Here is a 24,597-nt window from a genome sequence, read left to right on the forward strand (position 1 = left end):
ATACGCAGAGAACATTTCTTCATACATTGATTCTCTTCAAACAGAGATTCATGCTTTAAATGTAATACTTTCGCCATCATGACGCAATTCGGTGCAATCTTTGCAATCCGACAATGCCCGAAGGCTCTATTTGGGCCGGAACAGGAATCGCGGCAATCGGTCTCGACCCGACCTAGAAACGGAGGCACACATGCGGGAAATCAAGATCTGGGATCTGCCGACACGGCTGTTCCATTGGTGCCTTGTAGCGCTGTTCATCACATCATGGGCCAGCGCCGAGTTCGACTATTTCACAATCCATTACTATTCCGGCTATGGCATTCTCACCCTTGTTCTTTTTCGCCTTGTCTGGGGCTTCGCGGGGAGCGACACGTCGAAGCTGCTCAGCTATCTGAAATCGCCCCTCACAGTGCTAGGCTATATGAAATCACTGACCCAGCGGAAACCGGGCAACGAGATCGGCCATAACCCAATGGGCGGTTACGCCGTGCTCGCCCTAATCGGTTTCCTGGCAGCGCAGGTCGCCACCGGTCTATTCGCGCAGGATGTCGATTTCATCAACGCGGGCCCGTTGAGTGACATGGTTTCCTTTGAAATTGGAAACCAGGCGTCGAAACTGCATTTCCTGTTATTCGACCTCCTCCTCATAATCGTAGGCATTCACCTTGCGGCGGTGGCCTTCCATGAGGGGTTCAAACGGGAAGGCCTTATCCGCGCGATGATTACCGGTTGGCGCAGCTACGGTGAAGACGGACCGACGACCCCGCCGACGCTGGTTCCGCTCAGTCGCGGCCTTTTCGTCTTCGTACTGGCCGTTCTCGCCATGATTTTTGTCGTCTGGATTCTGCCGACCCTATAGAGCCGGAAAACCAGGCTGCGAAAACAGAACGGGCGCCCTAAGGCGCCCGTTTGCGTATCGGCAAGAGATAGCGATTATCGCAATCAGCTCACTTCTTGACGCGATAGACCTTGTGGCACCCGCCGCAGCCGTTCTTGGCCATTGCGCCGAACTGGGCCCCGATCGCTTCGGGATCGTCGGAGGCGGCGACTTCCTCAAGCTTGGCGGATTCGGCTTCAAGAACCGCAGCAGCCTTGGCGAAGCCCTCGGGATCTTCCCAGATCTTCGGCAGTGCTTCCGTTTCTACGGTAACGCCACTCGCGCCGGGCGCGGTATTTGCCGGGAAAAGATCGCCGGTGGATTTGATCAACATGTTGATCTTGGCGGCGCCGGCGGCCACGTCCTCGGCGGTACCGCTACCGCCGAGATAGCCTTTGATGACCTTCATCTGGGCGCCGATGTCCTTCATCGCCTGTTGCCTCTGCTTGATCGTATCGTCCTGCGACGAGGCATGCGCCACAACGGCTGAACCGGCGACCAGCGCCAGTGCGGTCGCGGCAGCGGTAAGGGTATTCCTAAACGTCATCAATGTTCTCCCGGTGCAAACGTTAGATGAGATCCGGATAATACTGGCAAAAATAGGCATGAATATGGCGTCGCGTTCACTTGCCCGTGATCATGCCTGCCTGCCAACCGGTTCATCGGCATTCTCACCCTTTTCAAACCGGATCCGCAATCAATTAGAACAGGCGCATCATATCGATCGGTTGCGTCGCCTGCGAAGGCTGTTTATCTCGTATCGCATAACGCCGTCGCCTCGCCGCAGCGGTTGTCATGCAAATGCCATTTCTCTTGGAAACGCCATGCGAAACATAAAAAGCGTCTGTGTCTATTGCGGTTCATCCTCCCGTGTCCGGCAATCCTACAAGGATGCGGCCGTGGAACTAGGCAGGATTCTGGCCCGTGAACAGATCCGCCTTGTTTATGGCGGCGGCCAAGTCGGCATCATGGGCATTATCGCCGACGCCGTTCTGGAGAATGGCGGCGAAGTGACGGGCATCATTCCGCATTTCCTGAACGATACGGAAGTCGGCAAGGCAGACCTCACGGAACTGATTGCAGTGGATTCCATGCATGTCCGGAAACAGATCATGGCGGAACGGTCAGACGGATTCGTGGTCCTGCCCGGCGGTTTCGGCACACTGGATGAGTTCTTCGAGATTCTGACCTGGCGGCAGTTGAAGCTGCATGACAAGCCGATCGTGATGGCCGATATCGACGGGTATTGGTCGCCCTTGATCGGGACGGTGGATCATATCGTCGAAGAGGGCTTTGCCCATCAGCGCAACCGGGATCTGTTCGAAGTCGTTTCAACCGTCGCGGATATCCTGCCGACGCTCAGAAACGAACCGAAGAGCGATGTCGGGATCCAATCGGACCGCACCTAGCGCACAGGACGTTCTCCAGCTTCGCACTAAAAAACGGTCCGGCCGCAGCAAACCGGATCGGACATGGCGTTGCGCCACCCGGAAAACTGGCGAAAACCGGCGGCTAGCCCGGCGTATTTTTCTTTGCTAATTCTTAATGGTTCTACAGTAAGTGTGATTTGTTTGCCATTCCGACCGGAGCAGGTTGTTGTCCGATCAGTTCAAGTTCACGCGCACATTTCGTAAGTTGGTCGAGAATACGACGATCAACTCGGACACGTTGTTGTCGACGGACTACCTGAACCATTTCAATGAACTGGTCATGATGCTGGACTTGATTCCGGACATGCCGGAAATGTTGGATGAGACCAAGGAATGGAAGCCCAAGACATACGCGGAGCATTTCCAGGATTCGTCATTCACCCATAAGGATCTGGCAATCGCGGCCTATGACCATGTTCTGGATGCCGACCGCAAGGCCTTGGAAATGACCGTCGCGCGCATGGACCAGACTGTGGAAGAGACATTTGCGGCGCTGGATGCCGCCGTGGCGACCGGCGATGCCGACCGTACGCGCACGATCTGCAACACGTCCAGTCAGGCCCTGCAAGGCATGATCGATCGATGCAGCGGCATCATCAACGGCGTGGAAGGCGCCGCCGCCACTGCCTTTGCCGCAATGGACGAAAGCGTCCCGGTTCTGGACGTCACCAAACCGGCGGAGACGGAAGACGAGGAAGAGAAAATCGTCATGGACCAATCCGCCATCGACGCGCTTTTCGACTAGCAGCGCGTCCGCCTATCGAGATCGCTCCGAGTTCCTCGTTAAACAGCCCAGTCCTTCTGCTCTATTCCGCCGGTGCCTGAAGGGGCCCACCGCTTGCCTCGGAACGTGCTTGTGCCTCCCGCTCCTCCTTTTCCCGGCGCCGCATGATGAACCTGGCGCGCAGCATAAGCAGGCTAGGCGTCACGACCAGCGTCAGGATGGTGGCGAAAGCCAAGCCGAACACGATGGCCGTCGACAATTGCACCCACCATTGAGTGGACGGCGCGCCTGTCGATACTTCGCGCGTGATGAAATCGATATTCGTCTGCATCACCATCGGCATAAGGCCCAGAATGGTCGTCACGGTCGTCAGCATGACCGGGCGCAAACGCTGCGCGCCGGTTTTCAATATCGCGAGTTTGAGGTCCTTCTCTATCCTGGCCAGGTGGTCGTAGGTGTCTATGAGCACGATGTTGTTGTTCACGACGATCCCGGCCAGGGCGATCACGCCGATACCGCTCATCACAATCCCGAACGGTTGTTGGATGACCATCAGGCCAAGCAGCACGCCTACCGTGGACATCACCACCGCCGACAGGATCAACAGCCCTGAATAGAAGCTGTTGAACTGTGTCACAAGAATGATCCCCATGATGAAAAGAGCGACGGCGAACGCTTTCATCAGAAAGGCTTGAGCCGCTGCCTGCTCCTCATCCTCGCCTTTGAATGTTACGTCGATCTGACTTGGCAGACCCGCCGTTTCCAGCCATTCCCGGATCTCGGTAACCTTGTCGTTCGGCAGCACGCCGTCTTCTACATCGGCACGTATGAAGACGATCCGCTTATTGTCGACGCGGCGCAGCAGGCCGGTTTTCGGTTCCGGCGAACGATCCACGAAATTGCCGACCGGGATAGAACCCTGCGACGTCACGATGCGGATACGATCGAGTTGCTCCAGCGTTCGGTATTCCTCGGGAAACCGGACAAGGATGTCGATCTCGTCATCGGCGTCGTCGGGCCGATAATCACTAACCTTCAATCCCTTTGTGACCAGTTGCAGGAAATTGCCGATCAGCGAGACGTCGGCGCCGAACTTGGACGCCTGCGCGCGGTCAACGGTCAACTCCCATTCAATTCCGGGAATCGGGCTGGAATCCTCAACATCGCGAAGACCCGGCAGTTCATCCATGAAGGCCCGGACCTTCGCCGCGGCATCGTCGAGCAAGGTCGGGTCGCGCGACGACAACTGCACATGAACCGGCTTGCCGACCGGCGGGCCGGCTTCCGGCTGACGGGCCTCGACGAAAATGCCGGCAAGATGGGCGGTCCTTTCCCGGATGTCGGCCTTGATGGCATTGGCGCCGCGCCTGTCTTCCCAATCGACGAATTCAAGCTGGATCTTGCCGATAATATCCTCGGCATCCTCGTCCCGGGCCTCGAACTGACCGCTGGAGGTATAGATGGTCTTGAACTCGCCATGCTCTTCCTGGATCGCCAGCACTTCGCGTTCTACCTCGGCGACGAGAGTATCGCGCTCGTAAACCGACATATTGCCGCGGCCATGGATGTTCACGATCAACTGGTCGGGTTCGACTTCCGGGAAGAACTCGACGCCTTTTCCATAGATGCCGTAGCTGACATAGGTCGCCCCCATCGCGCCGATCGCCAGGAACAGGACGATCAAGGGGTGGGCCAGGGCGCCTTTTAGGACTTTCACATACAGCCCGGTAAATCCGCCGACCTTGTCGAGGTCTTCCGCATCTGCGTCGCCGGACAGGGTCTTCGCGCTGTTCGCATCGCCGCCCGCGCCTTCCATCGCGCGTCCGATCCAACTGCCGATCTTCCAGCCCGGATACAGGCCGATGAAAAACCCGATCGCCCCCGGCAGTGTGGGCGGCACCCCAAGTCCGACAGCCTGACTGATATTGGCGGCAATGCCCGCAAGCGCCGCGGAGATGACAACGGTGAAAAAGGCCTTGGTTACGGTCAACAGGTTCGCCCCGAGGACCGGGACGAAAACGAGCGCCATGGCAAGCGAGGCCGCCAATGTCGCAATCAATGTAATCGGCAGAAATTTCATGAACTCGCCGACAACGCCGGGCCAGAACAGCAGCGGCATGAAGGCCGCGAGGGTCGTCGCGGTTGAGGCAATGATCGGCCAGGCCATGCGTTTGGCCGCCATCCCATAGGCATCGCGCTTGTTCAGCCCCTCGGCAAGTTTTCGGTCCGCATATTCCGTGACGACGATGGCGCCATCCACGAGCATCCCGACCGCCAGGATCAGACTGAACAGAACGACGATATTGACGGTGAGGCCGATCGAATAGAGCACCAATATGCCGGCCAGGAAGGAACCGGGGATAGCGACTCCGACCAGCAGACCGCCGCGCACGCCGAGCGCGCCCACGATCACGATCATGACCAGCAGGATCGCCGACATGACGTTGTTCTGCAGGTCCGTCAGCATCTGGCGGATATTCTTGGATTGGTCCTGGCTGTATCCGACGACCACGCCCTCCGGCCAAACCTGGCTGGCATCCGTGACGACGGCGCGCACCTTTTCGATGGTTTCGATGATGTTTTCGCCGGTCCGTTTCGAGACCTCCAACACCAGGGCGCGTTCACCGTCGATCCGTGCGAAGGTGTCGGGGTCCTTGAAGGTTCGCTTCACATTCGTGATGTCCCGCGCCCGGACGACAGCATCGCCTTCCTGCTTAATCGGCATGTCCAGAATATCGCGCACGTCCTCGAACAGGCCGGGGAGTTTGATGCCGAAACGGCCTTGCCCGGTATCGAGATTTCCGGCGGCGATCAGGACGTTGGAACGGGCAATGGCCTGCAGCAATTCGTCGGCGCGGATTTCATAGCTGTCCAGCAGAACGGGATCAATAACGAGTTCCACCGACTCGTCGCGGTCGCCGACGATCTTCGCTTCCAGCACTTCCGGGATCGCCTCGACCTCATCCTTCAGGTCACGCGCGAGGCGAAGCAGTGTCCGTTCGGGGACGTCGCCTGACAGCGTCACGTTCAAAACGGGGAACAGGCTCAAATTGACTTCGTGAACTTCGGGTTCGTCCGTATCGTCCGGCAGTTCCGGCTTGGCCAGATCTACTTTTTCCCGGACATCGGTTACCGCCGCGTCTGCGTCGAAGCCGGCCTCGAATTCCATCAGCACATTGGCGCCGCCCTGAAACGCGGTGGACCGCATTTCCTTCACGCCCTCGATCGAACGGAGTTCCTTCTCCATCGGCCGGACCAGCAACCGCTCAGCGTCTTCCGGAGAAATGCCTTCGTGGTGCATGGAGACGTAGACGATCGGAATATTGATGTCCGGGTCGGCTTCCTTCGGAATCGCCTGATAAGCTATGAATCCGGCCACCAGAATGAACAGCAGCAGGCTCAATACCGTTCGGGAACGGCTCAAAGCGGCATCGATCAAAGACATTTTCTTCCTGCTCCCCTCAAGCGGGCGCGTTTATTCGAACGGGCAGACACGCATGGCCGGATCACGTCCGGCCGGTCGCCTCCGGAACGAAAACCGTATCGGGGACGGGACTGACCTTTTCACCGTCGCCGACATATTCCTGACCGACGCTGATCAGGGTTGCCCGATCGGGCAGACCATGGATCCAGACACCGTTCGGGGTATCCTCCAAGATCCGAACCGGAACGAAACGAGCGATCTCGCCTTCCTGGACTACCTTCACACCGACCTGGCCTGAATCATCCAGCGTGAGAAGGGCCGGGGAAATCAGATGGGCTTCTGACTCCGATAGCGGCAGCAGCAGTTCCGCTGTGATACCCGCTTTGAATCGGTTGCCCGTATCGGGCACTTCGACTTCGACCCGGAAGGTGCGGGTCGCCGTTTCCGCCTGCGGGGAGATATAGCTGACGATCCCCTCAACGGACTCTCCGGTGATCAACTTGGCCTGCGCCAGAGCGCCTTCCGTTACTGCAGCGACTTCGCGTTCCGACACATTGGCGACCACCAACAGCGGATCCAGATCCACTATTGTCGCAATAAGATCGCCTACCTTGACCAGATCGCCCGGTTCGACGTCCTTCGTCCAAATGACACCGTCAAACGGGATCGACAAACGGGTTTTCTCCAGGTCCAGCCTGGCGCGATCAAGGGCCGCTTTCGCCGCTTCCATCTCGGCCAGGGCCTTCGCCTTGCTGACTTCGGACTGGAACCCTTTGCTCGCCAATTTCGCAGCCGCCGTGTATTCGATTTCCCGCTGGTTCAGCGCGGCCTGCGCTTCCCGCATAACCGCACTGCGTTCGTTTTCTTCGATGGTTCCGATACGCTGGCCGGCGGCGACCGTATCGCCCTCCTCGACATTGATGCTGCGGATTGCCCCTTCCGTTTCAGCCATCAGCCGGCCGGTACGAGACGCTTCCGTCCGTCCGGCGATCCTCAATGTCGAACGACGCACCTGCGCGACGCTTTCATAGACACGGACCGACTGGACCTTTTTCTCCGCTTTAGGTGCCGCGACGGCAACAGCCTGCCCGGACTGCGCGGGTGCAGCACTGTTTTCTGTAGCGATCTGTCCTTCTTCCGTGGGCAAATTTCCGGACAGGATCCAGGCCGCCGCACCGATCGCCAGCAGAACCGAAATCACGATGGACGGCTTCACGCGCCGACGTTTCTTCGGCGGTGCTTCCGGCTTGGGAGCGTCCTCCACGGACGGACCGATGGGCGCCCTTTCGGCCTTCGGTCCTTCAATCTTGCTCAAATGTTCGGTCATATTCTCATTCCGCGGCATCAGCAGCGGGGGTCCCGCGCTCAGCCAATTTGATGAAGTCCTGACGATGATCCTGCAGATAGGTCAACATCGCGCTGTAAACCGTGACACCAAACTCCCTGACCAGGTCCGGCGCGCTGCCATCCCCGGCCCCGCCGCATTCGGTCAAATGGGCGAGCTTCGCCTGATAGAACTCGATACGCTCGTCGATGACGGTACGGATGTGGTCCGCGGGTAGTTGTCCCGCGAAAAACAGCATGAACAAAAGGTCCGATTTGTACTTGTCGTCGTCCGGCGCCTTTTCACAAAGCTTCTCCACCAGCGCTCTGCGGCCCGCTTCGGTGATCTGGTAGATTTTCTTATCCGGGCGTTTTTCCTGGGCCTCCACTTCAAAAGTGACGAGACCTTCCGCCGTCAATTTGCCGAGCGCTGGATAAATCGAACCGAAGCCGCCTTCAGCAAAATGGCTGAACGGGCCTTCTTCGAAAGATTTACGAATTTCGTAGCCGCTGGCCGGCCTCAACGCCAGAACACCCAAGCAGCTTGTCTTGATATCCATGGATACCCCCTATATCGGCCGGATATAGGGGGGCTATACTTTCCTTTCAAGAAATTTATATCGTATCGATATAATATCTCAGTTGAGATCAACCGACGGCGACCATGAGATCACGGCGATCTCACGAAATTGTGAATGTGTTTGGGCGCAAAATCTCATGTCCCGACAGCAGGCTCGGCACGCCTGTCAGGGTCAACGGACGGATGAAACGGATGGTCCGACCGGTCAGATCAACTCGACACTTTCCGCCATCGGGCCCTTCTGACCCATGCGGGTGGTAACACGGACACGTTGTTCAGGCTCGACCGACATCAGGCCGTTCCGCTCCAGAGTTCGGGCGGATATGAACACGTCCCGGCTACCGTCATCCATGACGATGAAGCCGTATCCCTTTCCGGAATCAAAGAACTTGATCGTTCCGTCAATCGGCGGGCCGACCGGCGCATCACGGTCATCGACATCGCCCGGGCCACGGCCGCGCGGCGCGCTCGGCGCGAAGCCTCCCCCGCGGGAAACGGGCGCTTGTGCGGTCGACATATCAACCGAATGAATTCTAGCGACCTGCTTGCCACGGTTGGTTTCCATGACGTCGACGACCAGCGTCGCGCCCTCTGGAAGTTCCGAATTACCCGTTTCAGCAATCACCGAAGCATGAATGAAAATGTCCCGGCCACCGGATTCAGGAATGATAAAACCAAAACCCTTCGTAGCGTTGAACCATTTTACAGTTGCCGTCACGTTCTCATCACTGACGGCAGGAGGAAGTCTACGATCCATCTTTTCTATTAACCTTCAGCCCCCAAACACACCGGCAGCCCTGCACTACACGGTTACACCGATAGCATAGAGCGGAATAGGCTACCGCCGCAACGGTATCTCCCTGCTCTTCGCATTCAGCGCGGCAATAGCAGACATGTGTAGCATCCTTGCAACGGTGCTAATATGTCGAGCCCTGAGGGCGAAGCGGTGTCGGAACGAACAAATCAACACGACAACCGCCGATGGTTCACCGCTCAATCGAGCGGATTTTGTGGATCAAGCCTTCCCGCTCCTTTCAGCATGCATACTGTTCCCGGCGATTCCTTACTGGAAAAAATCCGCTCACCTATCGCTGCGACACATACGACTATTTGGTGTATATCGTCGCAACCATCCGTCTCGGTCAGCTTTCGTATCCGGGCGACGATCTGGCGTAACCGCCATAGAGATCCAGCATCCGCTCTCGCCACGCAAAGATCGGGTCCTCTGCTTCCAGCAACTTCCGTTCGGAAATCGCCCGAGCCCATGCGAAGGGCCCAAACGCTATGTGGTCCGCAAAGGCCGGCTCGTCCCCGCCCATGAACGCATACCGACCAAGGACAGCCCGCATCGGTTCCAGCGACGCCCTGAACTGCGGCAGTGATTCTTCCGCGGAGGCCACGACATCTTCAAGCGCCATACCGAACACCTTCTCACGAGAGGTCCGGAAGTAGTCCTTGTCCTTCTCATGCAGGTGGTTGTGGATATCCATCAGAACCTGCCGAACAATCCCGGGGTGCACGACCCGTTCGACCCAACATTTCAGAAAATAGGTGGACGCCTTTCCAGATTGTTCGGTGAACAGCAGGTTTTCCGGATATGCGTCATCGAGATACTCGGCGATCGCCCAGGAATCCCAAACCGCCTTACCGCTGTTACCGCCATCCACGATGACGGGAACGCGACCCTGCTCGGTAAATTCGATCACGTCCTTTTCCGTAAAGCGCCAGGGCACTTCCTCAACCGGCAGAGACTTGTGGGCGAGAGCCATCTTCGCGCGCCAACAAAACGGACTAAATCGACGATCGTCCTCGGCACCGGCAAGATCGTACAGGGTAATCGTCATCAACCTAACTCCTTATGAACACGCAAATGAATACGGAAGGGGATCACACCGCCATCGCCGACGACCTGCGGACGATCCTGAAACACCCGAGCGGAAACTATAATGGAACGATTGTTCCATTATCAACCGGACACGGTTTAATGTTTTTCCGAGTCTCCGAGCCTGCGGCCCATCTTTCCGGCGTCGGCTAGACCCGATCGACGGCAATCCGCTTCCGCACCAGTTTTCGTGTCCCCCAACACCAAGATGTAAGGAACTCTCCGAGTCGGATCGATTGTCGGCCTGGTCAGCCAACACGGAACATCGCCGCGACTGTTTCGATCGGGCGCGACACAGAAAAAGCCCGGCCTCGAGACCGGGCTTTCTCCCATTCATTCGGTCGAACCCGCCCTATCCTCGCAGGCCGCAGACCGTATCGTACAAAGATTTGGGCAGGACGATTCCATCCTTTGGCGTCTTGAGCCGGTTTTGATGCCGCCGTTCACCCGGAAGCCGCAACCCTTCCTGCGCCTTCATGGCCGCGAAGAGCTTTTCGCCATGCGCGAGCCATCCCTCAGGATCGCCGAAACGGTTGGGGTCGATGGCGATCATCAATTCCCCACCCGGGGGTGGCCCGCCGTCCTTAATATCGGCCTCCCCCGCCTCGAAGCTCAGTTTGTCGCCGATCAGGGCACCGACCAGCAGTTCGATCATCATCGCTATGGCCGATCCCTTGTAACCGCCGAACGGCAGCTGCGCGCCGGCGAGAATGGCGTTGGGGTCCGTCGTCGGATTGCCCTCGGCATCAATCCCTGCACCCGGTGGCGCCTGTTTCCCGTCGCGCGCCATGATCATGATTTCCCCGCGCGCCGTGGCGGCGGTGGCCATGTCGAAAGCCATCGACGAGCCATCCTTCCGCGGCCAGGCGAACGCCATTGGATTCGTTCCGAAGAGCGGCTTGGTCCCGCCAGCGGGCGCGACCATCGGCGTGGCGGCCGTCCAGGCGAATGCGGCAAGGCCCGCTTCGGCGATCGGCTCCACTTCAACCCAAAGCGCTGCGAAATGATGCATGTTGCGGATCGCAAGCGCGGCGATTCCCTGTTCCCGCGCCAGGTCGATCAAGGGCTGCCGCCCCCGTTCCAACGCTAGCGGCGCAAACCCTCGCTCGGCATCCGCCTGCAAAACCCCGGGAGCAATTTTCTCGATCTTCGGATTCGCCTTGCCGTTGACTTTGCCGCTCTTCAAGGAGGCGACATAACCGGGAATGCGGAATATCCCATGCGAGTGGCAGACATCGCGTTCCGCCGCCATCACCGTGTCGGCAACCGCGCGGGCGTTCGCCTCGTCGGCACCGTTGGCGCGCAATACGTCCATCACCAACGCATCGGCTTCCTGCAACGTTAGCTTAACTTCGGTCATTCTTCCTCCCGCCCTTCCGGCGCCGACAGTTTAGCGAAGCCTGCCCCCCGGCCATCACCCCCGCATACGTTCGCCTTTCGGATCGAAGGGCGGTTCGGGAAGGATGCTTGCCGGGCGGCGCTCACCCATGACTTCGATTTCGAACCCGTTGCCGTTATCCGCCAACGCAGTAGGCACGTAGCCGAGCGCCACGGATTTGTCGACATGGTGAGCGTAACCGCCGGAAGTCACATAGCCAACAATCGCGCCGTCATGCAGGATCGGTTCATTGCTGATGACATCCGCGTCCCGCACATCGACCTCGAACAGAACGAGCCTTTTCTCCGGGCCATCCTGTTTTTCCTTCAAAGCCGCGTCACGGCCGACGAACCCGTTCTTTGTCAAATCCACGAACCGGGACAGGTTGGCTTCGAAGGGGCCGAAGATCGGACGGTATTCCGTCGCCCAGGATCCGAAGGCCTTTTCCAGGCTTAACGACCGCATGGCGCGCGTGCCGAACAGGGTCATCCCGAATTCCGCGCCGGCTTCCAGCAACAGATCGAACAGCCGTACCTGAAATTCAGGCTTTACCCAAAACTCGTAACCGAGGTCACCGGTGAAGCTGACCCGTCCGGCCAGAACCGGGACCATACCGATATCCAGTTTACGGAAGTCCATGAACTTGAACCCGTCATTCGAGACGTCGGCATCCGTCAATTTCGCCAGAACATCGCGGCTTTTCGGCCCGGCGAGCGATAGCCCGCACAGCGCAAGATCGTGCGCCCGGATGGAAACGCCGGCCGCCGGCATGTGCTGCTCGAACCAACGCATGTGATAGTGCTGCGCGACACCCGACCCGAAGACAAAGAAACGGTCTTCCGCCAACTTGCCGACCGTGAAATCGCCGATCAGCTTCCCTTGATGATTCAGCATCGGCGCCAGTGTCATCCGGCCCGTTTTCGGCATCTTATTGGCCAGAATCTGGCTCAACCAGCTTTCCGCATCCGGGCCGGTCACTTCGTATTTTGCAAAGCTGGACGTTTCCGTCAGCCCCACCCCCTCGCGCACGGATCGACATTCGGCCTTGATCCGCTCGAATGCATTGGACCGGTAGTAGGTCACTTTCTCCACCGGTTCCTCGCCTTCGGCCGCGAACCATAGCGGAACTTCCAATCCGTAGGATGCGCCGAATACGGCATTGCGGGCCTTCAACCGATCGTAGATCGGCGTCGTCTTCAACGGCCGCGCCGCCGGCAGTTCCTCGTTCGGGAAGGTGATCTTGAAGCGGCGGGAATAGTTCTCCCGCACCTTGGCGTTCGTATAGGCCATGGTCGTCCAATCGCCGAAACGGGCGACATCCATGCCCCAGACGTCGAATCCGGGATCACCGTCCACCATCCAATTGGACAGCGCCAAGCCGACGCCGCCGCCCTGGCTGAACCCTGCCATGACGCCGCAGGCGCACCAGTAATTCCTCAGGCCGCGAACGGGACCGATCAGCGGATTGCCATCCGGCGCGAAAGTGAAGGGGCCATTGATGATCTGTTTGATTCCGGCACGTTGGAAGGCTGGGAAATGCGCAAAGCCGACTTCCAGCGACGGTGCGATCCTGTCCAGGTCCGGGGCCAACAACTCATGCCCGAAATCCCACGGCGTCGTCTTCGGCGACCAAGGGACGCCGGCGCGTTCATAGGTTCCCATCAACATGCCGCCGCGTTCCTGGCGCATATAGATCTCCCCATCCGGGTCGATCACGTGCAGGACCTCCTGGCCGGTCGCCTCATTGATTTCAGCAACTTCCGGCATGTCTTCGGTCAGCAGATACATATGCTCCATGGCCAGGACGGGCAGTTCAAGACCGGCCATGCGGCCGACTTCACGGGCCCACAATCCGCCCGCATTCACGACATGATCCGCATGGATCGTCCCGTCCTTGGTAACGACATCCCAAGTGCCGTCCGGCCGCTGCGTCAAATCGGTCACCGGGTTTCGCAAATAGACCTCCGCCCCAGCAATCCGGGCCGCCTTCGCATAGGCATGCGTCGTTCCGGAGGGGTCCAAATGTCCATGCAGCGGTGTGTAGAGCGCACCGAGGAATTGATCCGGATCCATGATCGGAAGGCGGCGATGCGCCTCCTTCGGATCCAGCAATTCTGTCTCGATGCCCAGCAGTCGCTCCTTCGACTGCATGATCTTCAGGGCTTCCATACGCTCGGGCGTGCAGGCCAGGAACATACCGCCGGTCAGGTGGAAAGAGGTGGACTGACCACTGATCTCCTCGATTTCCTTGTAGAGGTCGATCGTATAGCTCTGCAGCTTTGCCATGTTCGGGTCGCCGTTCAGGGTGTGAAACCCGCCGGCCGCATGCCAGGTCGACCCCGATGTGAGTTCGGACCGCTCGATGAGCACGACGTCCTTCCACCCCTTCTTCGTCAGATGGTAAAGAACGCTTGCGCCGACGACACCGCCGCCGATGACGGCGACCTGGACATCAGATTTCATGGGGTCGGGACCTCCCTGGGTCATGGAAACATGGACCGGCCGGACCGAATACCGGCAGACTTGGGGCCAGGATCGTCCATTTCGACCGTGCCTTGCCCTGTGGAATCATGTGACTGAACTATTCATGGAACAAAGGTCAAAAGGCGACGGTTCGTAACGGGGTTTGCGTCGTGTTTGGAACAATCCGTATCGGGAAGGGTTCCGCACGCCGGTTCGAGATCGGGACAGAGAATGGTTCGGGAATATCCGGAGGCTTTCGAGGCGTATGAAGTCGACGCGGCCATAGCGGCCACGCGCTTCGGTTATGGCGCCCGCCCGCATGACCTGCAGCAGATCGGCGACCAACCGCGCGAATGGCTGCTGGGCCAGATGATCGCCGATCCGGTGCCCGAGGCGCTGAAAAGCCTTCCGAAGAGCCACGAGTTGTTGGTCGACATGCTCGCCGCGCGTCAAAAAGGGCGATCCAATATGCGCGTCTACCGGCAGGAGGCGCGCAAGCGCGCCCTGACCGAAGCCGCAACGCATCTCGCCGTATCCTTGAACAGCCCGACCCCCTTCGTGGAAAGACTGGTTCGATTCTGGACCAACCATTTCACCGTTTCCATGGTCAAACCAGCGGTCATGCCCCTGGTGCCCGCCTTCGAACGGGAGGCGATCCGCCCCAACATCTTCAAAAGCTTCTATTCGATGCTCCAGGCGGTCGTTTCGCATCCGGCGATGCTGATCTACCTGGACAACGTGAATTCCCTGGGCCCTAGTTCCGTGGCGGGGCGCGGACGCAAGAACCCGCTGAACGACCGGCTGGCGCGCCAGCTTCTCGAGCATTTCACCCTGGGCGAGGGGTCCGGTTATACGCAATTGGATGTGCGGGCGCTCGCCCACATGCTGACCGGATGGACGGTCGGCGTGAACAATCCGGCCACGCGCGGCAAATTCGCCTTCCGGGACAGTTGGCACGAGGGCAATTTCAAGGAGTTCCTCCGCCGCACCTATCCCGATGCCGGTGTGCTGGAAGGGGAAGCGGCGCTGGACCATTTAGCGCGATCTTCCACGACAGGGAAAAACCTGTCCCACAGAATGGCCCAGGCCTTCGTTGTGGACGACCCGGATCCCTCGTTGGCGAGCGAGATATTGGCCGGTTTCGTTCTTGGCGGCGGACGCGCCGACGGCATGGCCCGCGCGCTTGTCGAAGCATCCGAAGCCTGGGAGCCGGTGCAGCGAAAGGTGAAATCGCCGACGGATCTGGTCCTGTCGGTTCTGCGCGCCTTGGACGTGCGATCTAGAACCGGACGACGGCTGTTGGATGCGATCCGCTTTCTCGGCCAACCGCCCTATCAGCCGCCGACGCCCGATGGCTGGCCCTATTCTTCCCTATCCTGGGTTACGCCGGAACTGCTGTTGGAGCGCGTTGAGTGGTGCGCGGAAATCGCCGGCGTTTCCCGGCCGCCGGACGGCAGGGAGGTCCCCGACCTCGCGCTTTATGTCCTAGGCCCCATGCTGAAACCGACGACGCACCGCCGTTTGCGGGTCGCCCGCGACGAGTCGGAAGCCCTGGCCCTGCTCTTCGCCAGTTCGGAGTTTCAACGCCGATGACCGGAAAGCCGATCCTGCATCCAAACAGAAGAAACGTCCTGGCCGGCGGTGCGGCCGCCGCGATCGTTGCATCGCAAGGCCTTACTTTCAGCGTCGCGGCCGCGCCGGGAAACAAGCGCCTCGTCGTCGTCCTTCTGCGCGGCGGCTTGGATGGATTGGCGCTGATCCCTCCCTTCGGCGACAGCAACTACGCAGCCCTGCGCGGCGACCTCGCTTTGCCGCGGGCAAACACGGATGGCGGTGTCCTGGACCTGGACGGTTTTTTTGGGCTGCATCCGGCGGCGGAGAGCCTGTTGCCGTTCTGGGCGGCGGGCGAACTCGCGATTGCACCTGCCATTGCGACAGACTATCGCGGTACGTCGCACTTCGCCGCCCAGGACGCCCTGGAGACGGGATCCGCCGGCGGCGGAACAACCGGCTGGCTGAACAGGGCTGTAGCGGCCCTGAACGGCAACGGTGCCCAGGGTGTTGCGGTTTCCGATGATTTGCCGTTGATCCTGCAGGGCCCGGGCGCCGCGCGGGCAGCGACACCGCCGCCGCGGCCACACCGCAATCCGGGCTTCTTCCGGCAAGTTCAGCTTCTTTACGGCGATGACACGCTTTTCAGCAGCATGATCGTGCAAGGCGAACGAGAACGGCAGCGGACGACGGAAACAGTGACCGAAGAAGACGTCCAGTCCGGCCGCGGCGCGGATCGGGCACAGTTCCTTCCCACCTCAGCCGCTTTGGCGGGAAAGATGCTCGCCGCGGAAGACGGACCGCGGATCGCTGTGCTGGAGGCATCGGGCTGGGACACCCATTGGAAACAGGGTGGCATGGAAGGCCGTCTTGCCCGCAGCTTTGCCGGCCTTGCCTCCGGCTTGGCGGTCCTGGCGGGTGCCCTCGGCCCTGCCTGGAAGGACACGGTCGTCGTCGTCGCAAGCGAATTCGGACGAACCGTGAAACCGAATGTCCACGGCGGTACGGATCACGGCTTGGCGACCGTTTCCATGATACTGGGCGGCGCGGTTGCCGGCGGGAAAGCAATTGGCAAATGGCCGGGCCTGTCGGAAGGCAAACTTGATGGCAGCGGCGGATTACCGGCAAGCCTCGACACACGCAGCCTGTTCAAGACCGTGCTGGTCCAACATATGGGGATCAACGGCAACGCCGTCTCCTCGACCATTCTGCCGGGCAGCGGTTCCGTGCCGGCAATCCCCAATTTGATCCGTTAGGCGGAGACCGGCGGCTGGAAATCTTTTTCACGGGGCCTCGACACCAACAGGCGGGACAATCTGTCACTTGGCAGTGACTCGGCTCTGCGGTTAAAGTACATAGCTGCGTGTTTACAAGGGGTTTCGGCTTAGTCGTCCAGAGAAGAGACGGCGTGCCGAGGGAGGTAAAATGGCATCCCGTGATAAAGAGGCCACAAAGGCCAAACTCATCCAAGCCGCCGGTCAGGTCATGGCCCGCGACGGGTTCGCGAAAATGGGCGTCAACGCCGTCGCCCGTGAGGCGAATGTCGACAAGGTCCTGATCTATCGATATTTCGGCGGGCTGGAGGGCCTGATCAAGGCCTATGCCGAAGAAGGCGATTTCTGGCCGGGTGTTGAGGAATTGATCGCCGAGCCCGAGGCCATCTACCGCGCACGACCTGCGGCGGAGCAAATGGCCCGTGTCTTTCGCCATCTGATTTCCGCCTTGCGCCGACGCCCGGTAACTTTGGAAATCCTGGCCTGGGAAATGGCCGATGGGAATGAATTGACCAAACATCTGGACGAAGTTCGCGAAGCGTTGGGCCGCGAATTCACGCGTCGTTTCGGCCATGCCGGGCCGGCGGAAGTCGACCTGATGGCCTTTTCCGCCCTGATGGCCGCGTCGATCAATTACCTGACGGCGCGATCCCGCCACAACAAGAGTTTCAACGGCATGGATATCAGTCGGGACGAAGGCTGGAAACGGATTGAAGAGACGATTTCCACCGTATGCCTGAAGGTCCTGTCATAGGTGAATTTTTGGCGTCGCCCCTTGGTCCCCGGACCGGCGGGCGCTATGTCAGTGCTCGGACATATGCATCACCGGCAAGGATAGGGAGAATACTCAGATGGGTATGCAGTATATGCACACGATGGTTCGGGTGAAGGACCTGGACGCGTCGCTCGACTTCTACTGCAACAAGCTGGGGCTTGTGGAAGTGGAGCGCATGGATCACGAGAAGGGCCGCTTCACGCTGGTATTCCTGGCGGCCCCGGACGATGTCGACGTTGCGAAATCAGAACGCACCGCAATGGTCGAACTGACCTACAACTGGGACCCGGAAGACTATGACGGCGGCCGCAACTTCGGTCACCTCGCCTATCGCGTCGACGATATCTATGCGTCGTGCCAGCACCTGATGGACAACGGTGTCACAATCAACCGACCGCCGCGCGACGGCCGCATGGCATTCGTGCGCTCCCCGGACGGCATTTCGGTCGAACTGCTGCAGCGGGGCAACGCGCTGCCGCCGGCCGAACCCTGGGCATCAATGGAGAATACCGGCTCCTGGTAGGGTCCGGCTGGACAACGAGCCTTGTAAACAAAAGCGCCCCGGCCGATATGGCGGGGCGCTTTGCATGTCGGACAACGGCGGGGCCCTGGATCAGTCACAACCGATATGGAACAGACAATCACCCCGTTCCGATCGGGCCGGCACGCGCTTGGCAATGACGATGCCTTGAACGTCGAAATCGATTTGAATGGGATCGCGACCCGGCGATTCCGGGTAATGCAGCAACGCAGCCGGATCACCCGGCTTTACCGCGTCGCCCGGCTCTGCCAGCGGTTCGAACAAGCCTGCTTCGGGCGCATAGACCAAGCTGTCGTTCAGGAAGATACGGGTTTCCGTCTGCGGCGGCTCCACGGCACGATCCAGCACGCCGAGACGCACCAGCGCCCGCTCCAACCCGGTTTTCGCCATTTGTGCATAGGCCCGGTTCACCATGCCCGCACCGCCCAGTTCCGTCGCGAAGGTGACCACATTCTTCCGGAATCCAGCGGCAGAGGAATAACCCGCTTCATCGTCCCTGCCGTAGACCGTCGCAAAAGGCAGACCGAAATCGCGCGCCACCTGTTCCTTCAGGTCCGCCGCTGGATCGTCCCCATGTCTCGGCAGCATCACGGTCGGCACGTAAAGCAGGGAACTGCCGCCGGAATGCAGGTCGAACAGATAATCCACATCGGGCATCAGGATCGATTCGATATAATGCGCGATGACCTGGGTCGGATTGCCCTTCGGGTCACCGGGAAAACTGCGGTTCAAGTTCCCGGCATCGATCGGGGAGGTACGCATACCCGCCATGGCCGCCGGGAAATTTGCCATCGGCAGGAAGATCAGACGACCGCGGATATCCGACGGCTCCAACTCGCGGATCAATGTGGAGAGGATGACCTGCCCTTCGTATTCGTCACCGTGGTTGCCCGACATCAACAGCACCGTCGGGCCGTCTCCATTGGCAATCGTCGCGATGGGATAGGGAAGGAAACCGTAGGCCGACCGATGAACCGAATGCGGCAGACGCAAAAAACCCGTCTGCTTTCCCGCTGCGGTTAGGTCGACTTCGCAAAAAATAGGATTGGACGCCATGGGGCCCCTCTGTGGTGAACAGTGACGACGGGGCCGTCTTTGCCGCGCGGCCCCGTTCTCTTCGCCACAAGGTAGGCTAAATGTTGCTGTCCGGGAAAGCTTCCTTTCGCTGCTTCACGAAATCGGCGAGCCCTTCGGCGATACCGGCATCCATGTCCGGCTTCTCGTAGTTCCTCAACAGGCGGTCGACGCGGAGGGCGGCGCGCTGCGTCATATCCATCGACCCTTCCGACTCCCACTGCTCGAAGGAGTTGTTGTCGGCCAGGGGCGACCGGTAGAAGGCGGTCTCGAAATTCGCCTGAGTATGCGCGCAGCCGAGATAGTGGCTGCCGGGCCCGACCTGACGAACGGCGTCCAGTCCTTGGCCGTTTTCGCTCAAATCCGGACCGGCCAGCAGGCGCTGAATCATCGCGCATTGGTCCGCGTCCATGACGAATTTCTCGTACCCCATCGCCAGACCGCCTTCCAGCCAGCCCGCCGCATGGAGCATGAAGTTGACGCCGGCCAGCGCTGCGTTTTGCAGCGTGTTCGCCGATTCGTAAGCCGCCTGGGCATCCGAGATCTTGGATGCGCACAGGCCGCCGCCCGATCGGAAGGGAACCCCCAACCGCCGCGCCAGTTGCGCCGCCCCATAGAGAACCAAGGTCGGTTCCGGCGTGCCAAAGGTCGGCGCACCGGATTGCATGGAAATGGAGGACGCAAAGGTACCGAAGACGACCGGCGCCCCGGGACGGACCAATTGTGTCAAAGCGATGCCGCTCATCGCCTCGGCCAGGATCTGCGATAGCGTTCCCGCCACGGTGACGGGGCTCATCGCGCCGGCGAGGATAAAGGGTGAGATAACCGTCGCCTGATTGTTTCGCGCATAGACCTTCAATGCACCCAGCATGGTGTCGTCCCAGACCATCGGCGAGTTGGCGTTGATCAGGTTGATCACGACGCAGTTCTGATCGACGAAATCGGCGCCGAACAAAATCTTGCACATATCGACCGTGTCCTGCGCGCGCTCCGGCGCGGTGACGGAGCCCATGAACGGTTTGTCCGAATAGGTCATATGCGACAGCACCATGTCCAAGTGACGCTTGTTCACCGGCAGGTCGACCGGCTCGCACAACGTGCCGCCGGAATGGTGGATACCGTCAATCGTATAGGCGAGTTTCACGAAATTCCGGAAATCCTCGATCGTGGCATAACGACGCCCGCCTTCCAGGGACCGTACGAAAGGCGGACCGTAGGCAGGAACGAGGACCGTATTCTTGCCGCCGATCTGGACCGACTTGTCTGGATTACGGGCGAACTGCGTGAATTCGGCCGGTGCCGTTTTCTGAATGATCTCCCGCAGCATGCCTTTTTCGAACCGGACGCGCTCCCCGTCGACCGAGGCACCGGCTTTGCGCCAGATATCCAGGGTCTCCGGATCACCGCGAAAATCGAGCCCGATCTCCGCCAGGATGGTTTCCGCGTTGTCCTCGATGATCGTCAACTGTTCGTCGCTGAACGGATCAAAGGTCGGGATAGCCCTTTTGATATAGGGAATGCGGACGGCACTGCCCGCCGCCCGCGCCGCCTGGCGCCCTGCACGACCGCCACCGCCGCGCCTTGACCTTCTGCCTTCCGTACCGCCTTCCGCGTCGCTCATGTCCCGACTTCCGTATCCAAGGAGTTGCCCCCCGGAATACTTGCCCAGGAGGAATGCCAAAGAACGCACTATCCGCGCCGGGCCGAGCGCCCGCACGCGCAATAGCGACGCGGAATTAGGGTCTGTGCGTCATCATGCGTGACGCTTGGGGATGACGACGAAAAAGACGGCAAAAACAACCAGGGCCAGGGCGGAGAATTCATAAAGGCCGGGTTGCTCGTCCAGAACGATCATTCCGGTGAATACGCCCAAAACCGGGATCATCAAGGTAGACACGGTGGAGACGACAATGGGGATCTGTCCGGCGATGCGATACCAGGCGTAATAACAAAACACGCCGGCAATGGTGCAGTTGTAGACGAGCGCGGCCCAGGACGGCCATCCGACATTCGACCAATCCGTATCAGCGGTCAGATAGGCGATCACCACGATCGGCACCACTCCGATTCCCTGAAGCCACGCGGTCATCGCCGATGTCGCCAACGAGAATCCGTAATGACGGATGAATACGGTCCCGGCGCCCCAACAGAAGGCAGCCAGAATACAACTGGCCGTTCCCATCGGATTCTGGCCGATCAGCCGCAGATCCTGAAACAGCAGCAGAAGCATGGCCCCCATCCCGGCGGCCAGGCCCAAAATCTGCCGCGTGGTCAGCTTTTCCCGGACCACGATAACCGTGATAAAGGTCGCCCAGATCGGCATGGTGAATCCCAGAATGGCCGCCCGGCCCGAGGCCATCTGACTGACGCCCCAAAGAATCAGGATGTTCCACCCGGTAATATTCAGGAGGGCCGCCGGAACGAGCCCGATCCAATCTCGTTTCGTGGGCAGCAGTTTCCGCTTTTTGATCAGGGCTATGATCAGGAAACCCAGCGCGCTGGCACCGACATTGACCGAGCGGAAATCCATGACCTGGATATCCTCAAGGCCGATTTTCATGAACGGCCAGTTGATACCCCAAAAGAAGGTCAGCATTGGAAGGAAGATCAGAACTTCCTTCGGAAGATTGATCCGCGACACTACGGACATGATGGAGGTGCTTTCGGAAAGATTTTCAATTCAAGGTCAAAAGTATACCCGCAACCGCCCCCAAAACCACCACTAGAATGGGATGGACCTTGCCGACCTGAAGCAGGGCCAGGCCGCCCGCGGCGAGGGCGAAGTCATGCGGCTGATGGACTATCGAGACGAATATCGGGTCATAGAGGGCGGCTCCCAACAATCCCACCACCGCGGCGTTGACGCCCGCAATGCCGGAGCGGGCCGCCGCGGCTTTTCGAATACGGGCCCACATGGACAGGCCGGCCGGAACCAGGAAAATGCTTGGCAGGAAGATCGCGGCCAAGGCGATTGCGCCCCCAAGCAACCCGTTCGGCGTTTGGTCGCCTGCGGCGCCCAAGTAAGCGGAAAGCGTGAACAGCGGTCCGGGCACCGCCTGTGCCGCGCCATAGCCGGACAGGAAAGTATCGCTGTCCATCCACCCCCTGCCGACCACGGCATTCTCCAACAGCGGCAGGATCACATGGCCGCCCCCAAAGACAAGCGCGCCGCCGCGGTAGAAAGCCTCGATCAGGGAAAGCAATTCACTGGGCCAGACGGCAACCGCAAGGGGCAGGCCGATCAGAAAGGCCAGGAACAGCGCGCCCGCAACGCCGCCCACCGTGCCTGAAACCACAAAGCCGGGATCGACTTCCGCCGAGGCGTCCGGGGCTTCCCTACGCAGCAAGACGAAGCCGAGCCCCGCACCCGCGACGATAACCGCGATCTGCGCCAGGGCTCCTCCCATCAGACTCATGAAAACAAGTGCCGCAAAGGCGATCGTGGCGGTCGCTCGGTCCGGGCATAGGTTGCGGGCCATGCCGATCACTGCCTGGGCGACGATGGCCACAGCGACCAGCTTCAAACCGTGTACCAAGCCACCGACCAGGGGATGCTCGATACCGCCCAGCCCATAGGCGACGGCGATCATGATCGCGGCGGAGGGCAGCGTGAACCCGATCCAGGCCGCCAAAGCGCCCAGATACCCTCCCCGCATCAAACCGAGCGCCAGACCGACTTGGCTGCTCGCCGGGCCGGGCAGGAACTGGCACAGGGCGACCAACTCCCCATAATGGGAATCGGTCAGCCATTTCCGGCGTTCGACGAATTCCGTGCGAAAATAGCCGAGATGCGCAACGGGGCCGCCGAAAGAGGTGAGGCCAAGCCGTAGGAAAATAGCGAGGATCTCAAAGACGCCGGACGCTGCCACTCGTTGGGGCATGCTTGCCTCGTGTAACGTTATACTCCGCGGACACTTCAGACGGCCGTTCTTACCGGAACAATGTTACCGTCGCGCGTCATATCCACCACGTCGGAACAAGCAAGAGAGCCTAGCCGTCGCTGAGGCGCCCCGGCAGCCATGTGGCGATCTCAGGAAACAGCACGATCAAGGCAACCGCGACGATCATGAGCAGGAAGAACGGCAGCGCGGCATAGGCGATCCAAAAGATATTCCTGCCGGTCAGCCCTTGTATGACGAACAGATTGAACCCGACGGGCGGGGTGATCTGACTCATTTCCACGACCAGCACGACATAAATACCGAACCACAGCAGGTCGATGCCGGCCGCCTCGACCATAGGCAACAGGATCGCTGTCGTGAGCACCACCACCGAGATGCCGTCCAGGAAGCATCCGAGAACGGCGAACAGCAAGGTCAAAGCCGCAAGCAGCGCATAGGGCGGCAGATTCATTTCCTGAATGAATTGGGTCAGGGACCTGGGAATACCGGTGAACCCCATTGCGACAGACAGGAAACTGGCCCCGGCAACGATGAAGATGATCATGCAGGAGGTGCGCGTCGCCCCCATCAGACTCTCGATGAAGCTTTTCCAGGACAACGATCCGGTGACGGCGGAAATGATCAAGGCGCCGGCGACGCCGCAGGCGGCGGCCTCGGTCGCCGTGGCCCAGCCACGATAGATCGACGCTATGACAAAAACGATCAGCGCCATCACAGGGATCAGGCGACCCGAAGCCCGAATCTTCTCCATGATCGTCATCTTGATGTCGAAGGCCGGCGTGCGGCTGGGGTTCAACAGCGACCAAGCCATCGTGTAGGCCATGAACAAGCCGCACAGCATCAGGCCCGGCAGGATGCCGGCGATGAACAGGCGAACGATGGAGACCTCCGCCGATACGCCATAGACGATCAGGATGATGGAAGGCGGGATCAACAGGCCAAGGGTGCCGGATCCGGCGAGCGAGCCGAGGATCAGTTTTTCGTCATAGCCGCGTCGCGACAGTTCCGGAATGGACATCTTGCCGATCGTCGCCGCGGTCGCCGCCGAACTGCCGCTGACCGCCGCGAAAACCGCGCAGCCCAGAATATTAACATGGACCAGACGACCCGGCAGCCGGCCCATCCAGGGCGCCAGCCCCGCGAACATGTCCTCCGACAACCGGGTCCGAAACAGGATTTCGCCCATCCAGACGAAAAGCGGCAACGCGGCCAGCGTCCATGTCGCGGTCGAGCCCCACACGGTCGTGGCCATGATCAGACCCGGCGGGGCACTTGATCCCAGGGTGATACTGACGAGGCCGACCGCCGCGAGCGCCATGGCGACCCACAGCCCCCCGGCTAGAAAAACAAACAGGATGGCGGCAAGGATGAGCGATTGCGTCAATAGATCCATGAGGCC

General features: G+C 59.9%; 20 protein-coding genes. 7 read left to right on the forward strand and 13 right to left on the reverse strand.

All coding sequences use genetic code 11. The features are described from left to right. Window positions 1–190 precede the first annotated feature (190 nt). On the forward strand, window positions 191–859 hold the full coding sequence (locus tag ACQK2G_RS16105; RefSeq protein ID WP_425406055.1) for a cytochrome b/b6 domain-containing protein: 669 nt from the start codon (window positions 191–193) through the stop codon (window positions 857–859). A gap of 88 nt (window positions 860–947) precedes the next feature. Here ACQK2G_RS16105 and ACQK2G_RS16110 read toward each other — a convergent pair whose 3' ends face one another. Further along, window positions 948–1,424 carry a c-type cytochrome gene (locus tag ACQK2G_RS16110; RefSeq protein ID WP_425406056.1) on the reverse strand — a complete coding sequence of 159 codons (477 nt, stop codon included), beginning with the start codon at window positions 1,422–1,424 and terminating at the stop codon, window positions 948–950. Window positions 1,425–1,701: 277 nt separating this feature from the next. On the opposite strand from ACQK2G_RS16110, the gene ACQK2G_RS16115 reads away from it, so the two are divergent. After that, entirely contained in the window at window positions 1,702–2,286 is a 585-nt protein-coding gene (locus tag ACQK2G_RS16115) for a TIGR00730 family Rossman fold protein (RefSeq protein ID WP_425406057.1), read from the forward strand. Between the two features lie 187 nt (window positions 2,287–2,473). Next, the gene (locus tag ACQK2G_RS16120) at window positions 2,474–3,052 is read left to right on the forward strand and encodes a hypothetical protein (protein WP_425406058.1); all 579 of its coding nucleotides are present in this window, start codon (window positions 2,474–2,476) and stop codon (window positions 3,050–3,052) included. A 61-nt stretch (window positions 3,053–3,113) separates the two neighbouring features. On the opposite strand, the gene ACQK2G_RS16125 is transcribed toward ACQK2G_RS16120, so the two are convergent. From ACQK2G_RS16125 to ACQK2G_RS16155, 7 genes are all read right to left on the reverse strand, one after another. Further along, a complete protein-coding gene (locus tag ACQK2G_RS16125; RefSeq protein ID WP_425406059.1) occupies window positions 3,114–6,476 on the reverse strand; it encodes an efflux RND transporter permease subunit in 3,363 nt (1,120 codons plus the stop codon). A 61-nt stretch (window positions 6,477–6,537) separates the two neighbouring features. Next, window positions 6,538–7,782: an efflux RND transporter periplasmic adaptor subunit gene (locus ACQK2G_RS16130; protein WP_425406060.1), complete on the reverse strand. Its 1,245-nt coding sequence runs from the start codon at window positions 7,780–7,782 to the stop codon at window positions 6,538–6,540. 4 nt (window positions 7,783–7,786) lie between these two features. After that, the gene (locus tag ACQK2G_RS16135) at window positions 7,787–8,338 is read right to left on the reverse strand and encodes a PadR family transcriptional regulator (RefSeq protein ID WP_425406061.1); all 552 of its coding nucleotides are present in this window, start codon (window positions 8,336–8,338) and stop codon (window positions 7,787–7,789) included. A gap of 225 nt (window positions 8,339–8,563) precedes the next feature. Next, entirely contained in the window at window positions 8,564–9,115 is a 552-nt protein-coding gene (locus tag ACQK2G_RS16140; protein WP_425406062.1) for a cold-shock protein, read from the reverse strand. Window positions 9,116–9,500: 385 nt separating this feature from the next. Beyond that, window positions 9,501–10,202 carry a glutathione S-transferase family protein gene (locus tag ACQK2G_RS16145; protein WP_425406063.1) on the reverse strand — a complete coding sequence of 234 codons (702 nt, stop codon included), beginning with the start codon at window positions 10,200–10,202 and terminating at the stop codon, window positions 9,501–9,503. 390 nt (window positions 10,203–10,592) lie between these two features. After that, entirely contained in the window at window positions 10,593–11,600 is a 1,008-nt protein-coding gene (locus tag ACQK2G_RS16150) for an Ldh family oxidoreductase (RefSeq protein WP_425406064.1), read from the reverse strand. Between the two features lie 54 nt (window positions 11,601–11,654). Continuing rightward, a complete protein-coding gene (locus ACQK2G_RS16155) occupies window positions 11,655–14,081 on the reverse strand; it encodes a GcvT family protein (RefSeq protein ID WP_425406065.1) in 2,427 nt (808 codons plus the stop codon). 231 nt (window positions 14,082–14,312) lie between these two features. Here ACQK2G_RS16155 and ACQK2G_RS16160 point away from each other — a divergent pair, with 231 nt between their 5' ends. From ACQK2G_RS16160 to gloA, 4 genes are all read left to right on the forward strand, one after another. After that, window positions 14,313–15,674, forward strand: a complete 1,362-nt coding sequence (locus ACQK2G_RS16160) for a DUF1800 domain-containing protein (RefSeq protein ID WP_425406066.1) — start codon at window positions 14,313–14,315, stop codon at window positions 15,672–15,674. After that, window positions 15,671–16,888 carry a DUF1501 domain-containing protein gene (locus tag ACQK2G_RS16165; protein ID WP_425406067.1) on the forward strand — a complete coding sequence of 406 codons (1,218 nt, stop codon included), beginning with the start codon at window positions 15,671–15,673 and terminating at the stop codon, window positions 16,886–16,888. The genes ACQK2G_RS16160 and ACQK2G_RS16165 overlap by 4 nt, the downstream gene beginning before the upstream one ends. Window positions 16,889–17,057: 169 nt before the next feature. Then, on the forward strand, window positions 17,058–17,660 hold the full coding sequence (locus tag ACQK2G_RS16170; protein ID WP_425406068.1) for a TetR/AcrR family transcriptional regulator: 603 nt from the start codon (window positions 17,058–17,060) through the stop codon (window positions 17,658–17,660). Window positions 17,661–17,757: 97 nt separating this feature from the next. Continuing rightward, a complete protein-coding gene (gloA, locus tag ACQK2G_RS16175; protein WP_425406069.1) occupies window positions 17,758–18,204 on the forward strand; it encodes a lactoylglutathione lyase in 447 nt (148 codons plus the stop codon). Window positions 18,205–18,294: 90 nt separating this feature from the next. Here the strand turns inward: gloA and ACQK2G_RS16180 are convergent, their stop codons facing one another. From ACQK2G_RS16180 to ACQK2G_RS16200, 5 genes are all read right to left on the reverse strand, one after another. Then, complete coding sequence (locus ACQK2G_RS16180; RefSeq protein ID WP_425406070.1) at window positions 18,295–19,278, reverse strand: succinylglutamate desuccinylase/aspartoacylase family protein; 984 nt, start codon at window positions 19,276–19,278, stop codon at window positions 18,295–18,297. A gap of 76 nt (window positions 19,279–19,354) precedes the next feature. Beyond that, the gene (locus ACQK2G_RS16185) at window positions 19,355–20,917 is read right to left on the reverse strand and encodes a trimethylamine methyltransferase family protein (RefSeq protein WP_425406071.1); all 1,563 of its coding nucleotides are present in this window, start codon (window positions 20,915–20,917) and stop codon (window positions 19,355–19,357) included. Between the two features lie 132 nt (window positions 20,918–21,049). Next, entirely contained in the window at window positions 21,050–21,946 is an 897-nt protein-coding gene (locus tag ACQK2G_RS16190; protein WP_425406072.1) for a DMT family transporter, read from the reverse strand. Between the two features lie 25 nt (window positions 21,947–21,971). Then, window positions 21,972–23,177, reverse strand: a complete 1,206-nt coding sequence (gene chrA, locus ACQK2G_RS16195; RefSeq protein WP_425406073.1) for a chromate efflux transporter — start codon at window positions 23,175–23,177, stop codon at window positions 21,972–21,974. Window positions 23,178–23,286: 109 nt separating this feature from the next. Continuing rightward, window positions 23,287–24,591: a TRAP transporter large permease gene (locus tag ACQK2G_RS16200; RefSeq protein ID WP_425406074.1), complete on the reverse strand. Its 1,305-nt coding sequence runs from the start codon at window positions 24,589–24,591 to the stop codon at window positions 23,287–23,289. Window positions 24,592–24,597: the final 6 nt, after the last annotated feature.

It is taken from the genome of Hwanghaeella sp. (assembly GCF_965227365.1).
Lineage (GTDB): Bacteria > Pseudomonadota > Alphaproteobacteria > UBA8366 > Aestuariispiraceae > Hwanghaeella.

Bases quoted from the DNA above. Each gene is read 5' to 3' on its own strand.
- ACQK2G_RS16105 (WP_425406055.1), top strand. From the start codon at position 191: ATGCGGGAAATCAAGATCTGGGATCTGCCGACACGGCTGTTCCATTGG.
- ACQK2G_RS16110 (WP_425406056.1), bottom strand. From the start codon at position 1,424: ATGACGTTTAGGAATACCCTTACCGCTGCCGCGACCGCACTGGCGCTG.
- ACQK2G_RS16115 (WP_425406057.1), top strand. From the start codon at position 1,702: ATGCGAAACATAAAAAGCGTCTGTGTCTATTGCGGTTCATCCTCCCGT.
- ACQK2G_RS16125 (WP_425406059.1), bottom strand. From the start codon at position 6,476: ATGTCTTTGATCGATGCCGCTTTGAGCCGTTCCCGAACGGTATTGAGC.
- ACQK2G_RS16130 (WP_425406060.1), bottom strand. From the start codon at position 7,782: ATGACCGAACATTTGAGCAAGATTGAAGGACCGAAGGCCGAAAGGGCG.
- ACQK2G_RS16135 (WP_425406061.1), bottom strand. From the start codon at position 8,338: ATGGATATCAAGACAAGCTGCTTGGGTGTTCTGGCGTTGAGGCCGGCC.
- ACQK2G_RS16140 (WP_425406062.1), bottom strand. From the start codon at position 9,115: ATGGATCGTAGACTTCCTCCTGCCGTCAGTGATGAGAACGTGACGGCA.
- ACQK2G_RS16145 (WP_425406063.1), bottom strand. From the start codon at position 10,202: ATGACGATTACCCTGTACGATCTTGCCGGTGCCGAGGACGATCGTCGA.
- ACQK2G_RS16150 (WP_425406064.1), bottom strand. From the start codon at position 11,600: ATGACCGAAGTTAAGCTAACGTTGCAGGAAGCCGATGCGTTGGTGATG.
- ACQK2G_RS16155 (WP_425406065.1), bottom strand. From the start codon at position 14,081: ATGAAATCTGATGTCCAGGTCGCCGTCATCGGCGGCGGTGTCGTCGGC.
- ACQK2G_RS16160 (WP_425406066.1), top strand. From the start codon at position 14,313: ATGGTTCGGGAATATCCGGAGGCTTTCGAGGCGTATGAAGTCGACGCG.
- ACQK2G_RS16165 (WP_425406067.1), top strand. From the start codon at position 15,671: ATGACCGGAAAGCCGATCCTGCATCCAAACAGAAGAAACGTCCTGGCC.
- ACQK2G_RS16170 (WP_425406068.1), top strand. From the start codon at position 17,058: ATGGCATCCCGTGATAAAGAGGCCACAAAGGCCAAACTCATCCAAGCC.
- gloA (WP_425406069.1), top strand. From the start codon at position 17,758: ATGGGTATGCAGTATATGCACACGATGGTTCGGGTGAAGGACCTGGAC.
- ACQK2G_RS16180 (WP_425406070.1), bottom strand. From the start codon at position 19,278: ATGGCGTCCAATCCTATTTTTTGCGAAGTCGACCTAACCGCAGCGGGA.
- ACQK2G_RS16185 (WP_425406071.1), bottom strand. From the start codon at position 20,917: ATGAGCGACGCGGAAGGCGGTACGGAAGGCAGAAGGTCAAGGCGCGGC.
- ACQK2G_RS16190 (WP_425406072.1), bottom strand. From the start codon at position 21,946: ATGTCCGTAGTGTCGCGGATCAATCTTCCGAAGGAAGTTCTGATCTTC.
- chrA (WP_425406073.1), bottom strand. From the start codon at position 23,177: ATGCCCCAACGAGTGGCAGCGTCCGGCGTCTTTGAGATCCTCGCTATT.
- ACQK2G_RS16200 (WP_425406074.1), bottom strand. From the start codon at position 24,591: ATGGATCTATTGACGCAATCGCTCATCCTTGCCGCCATCCTGTTTGTT.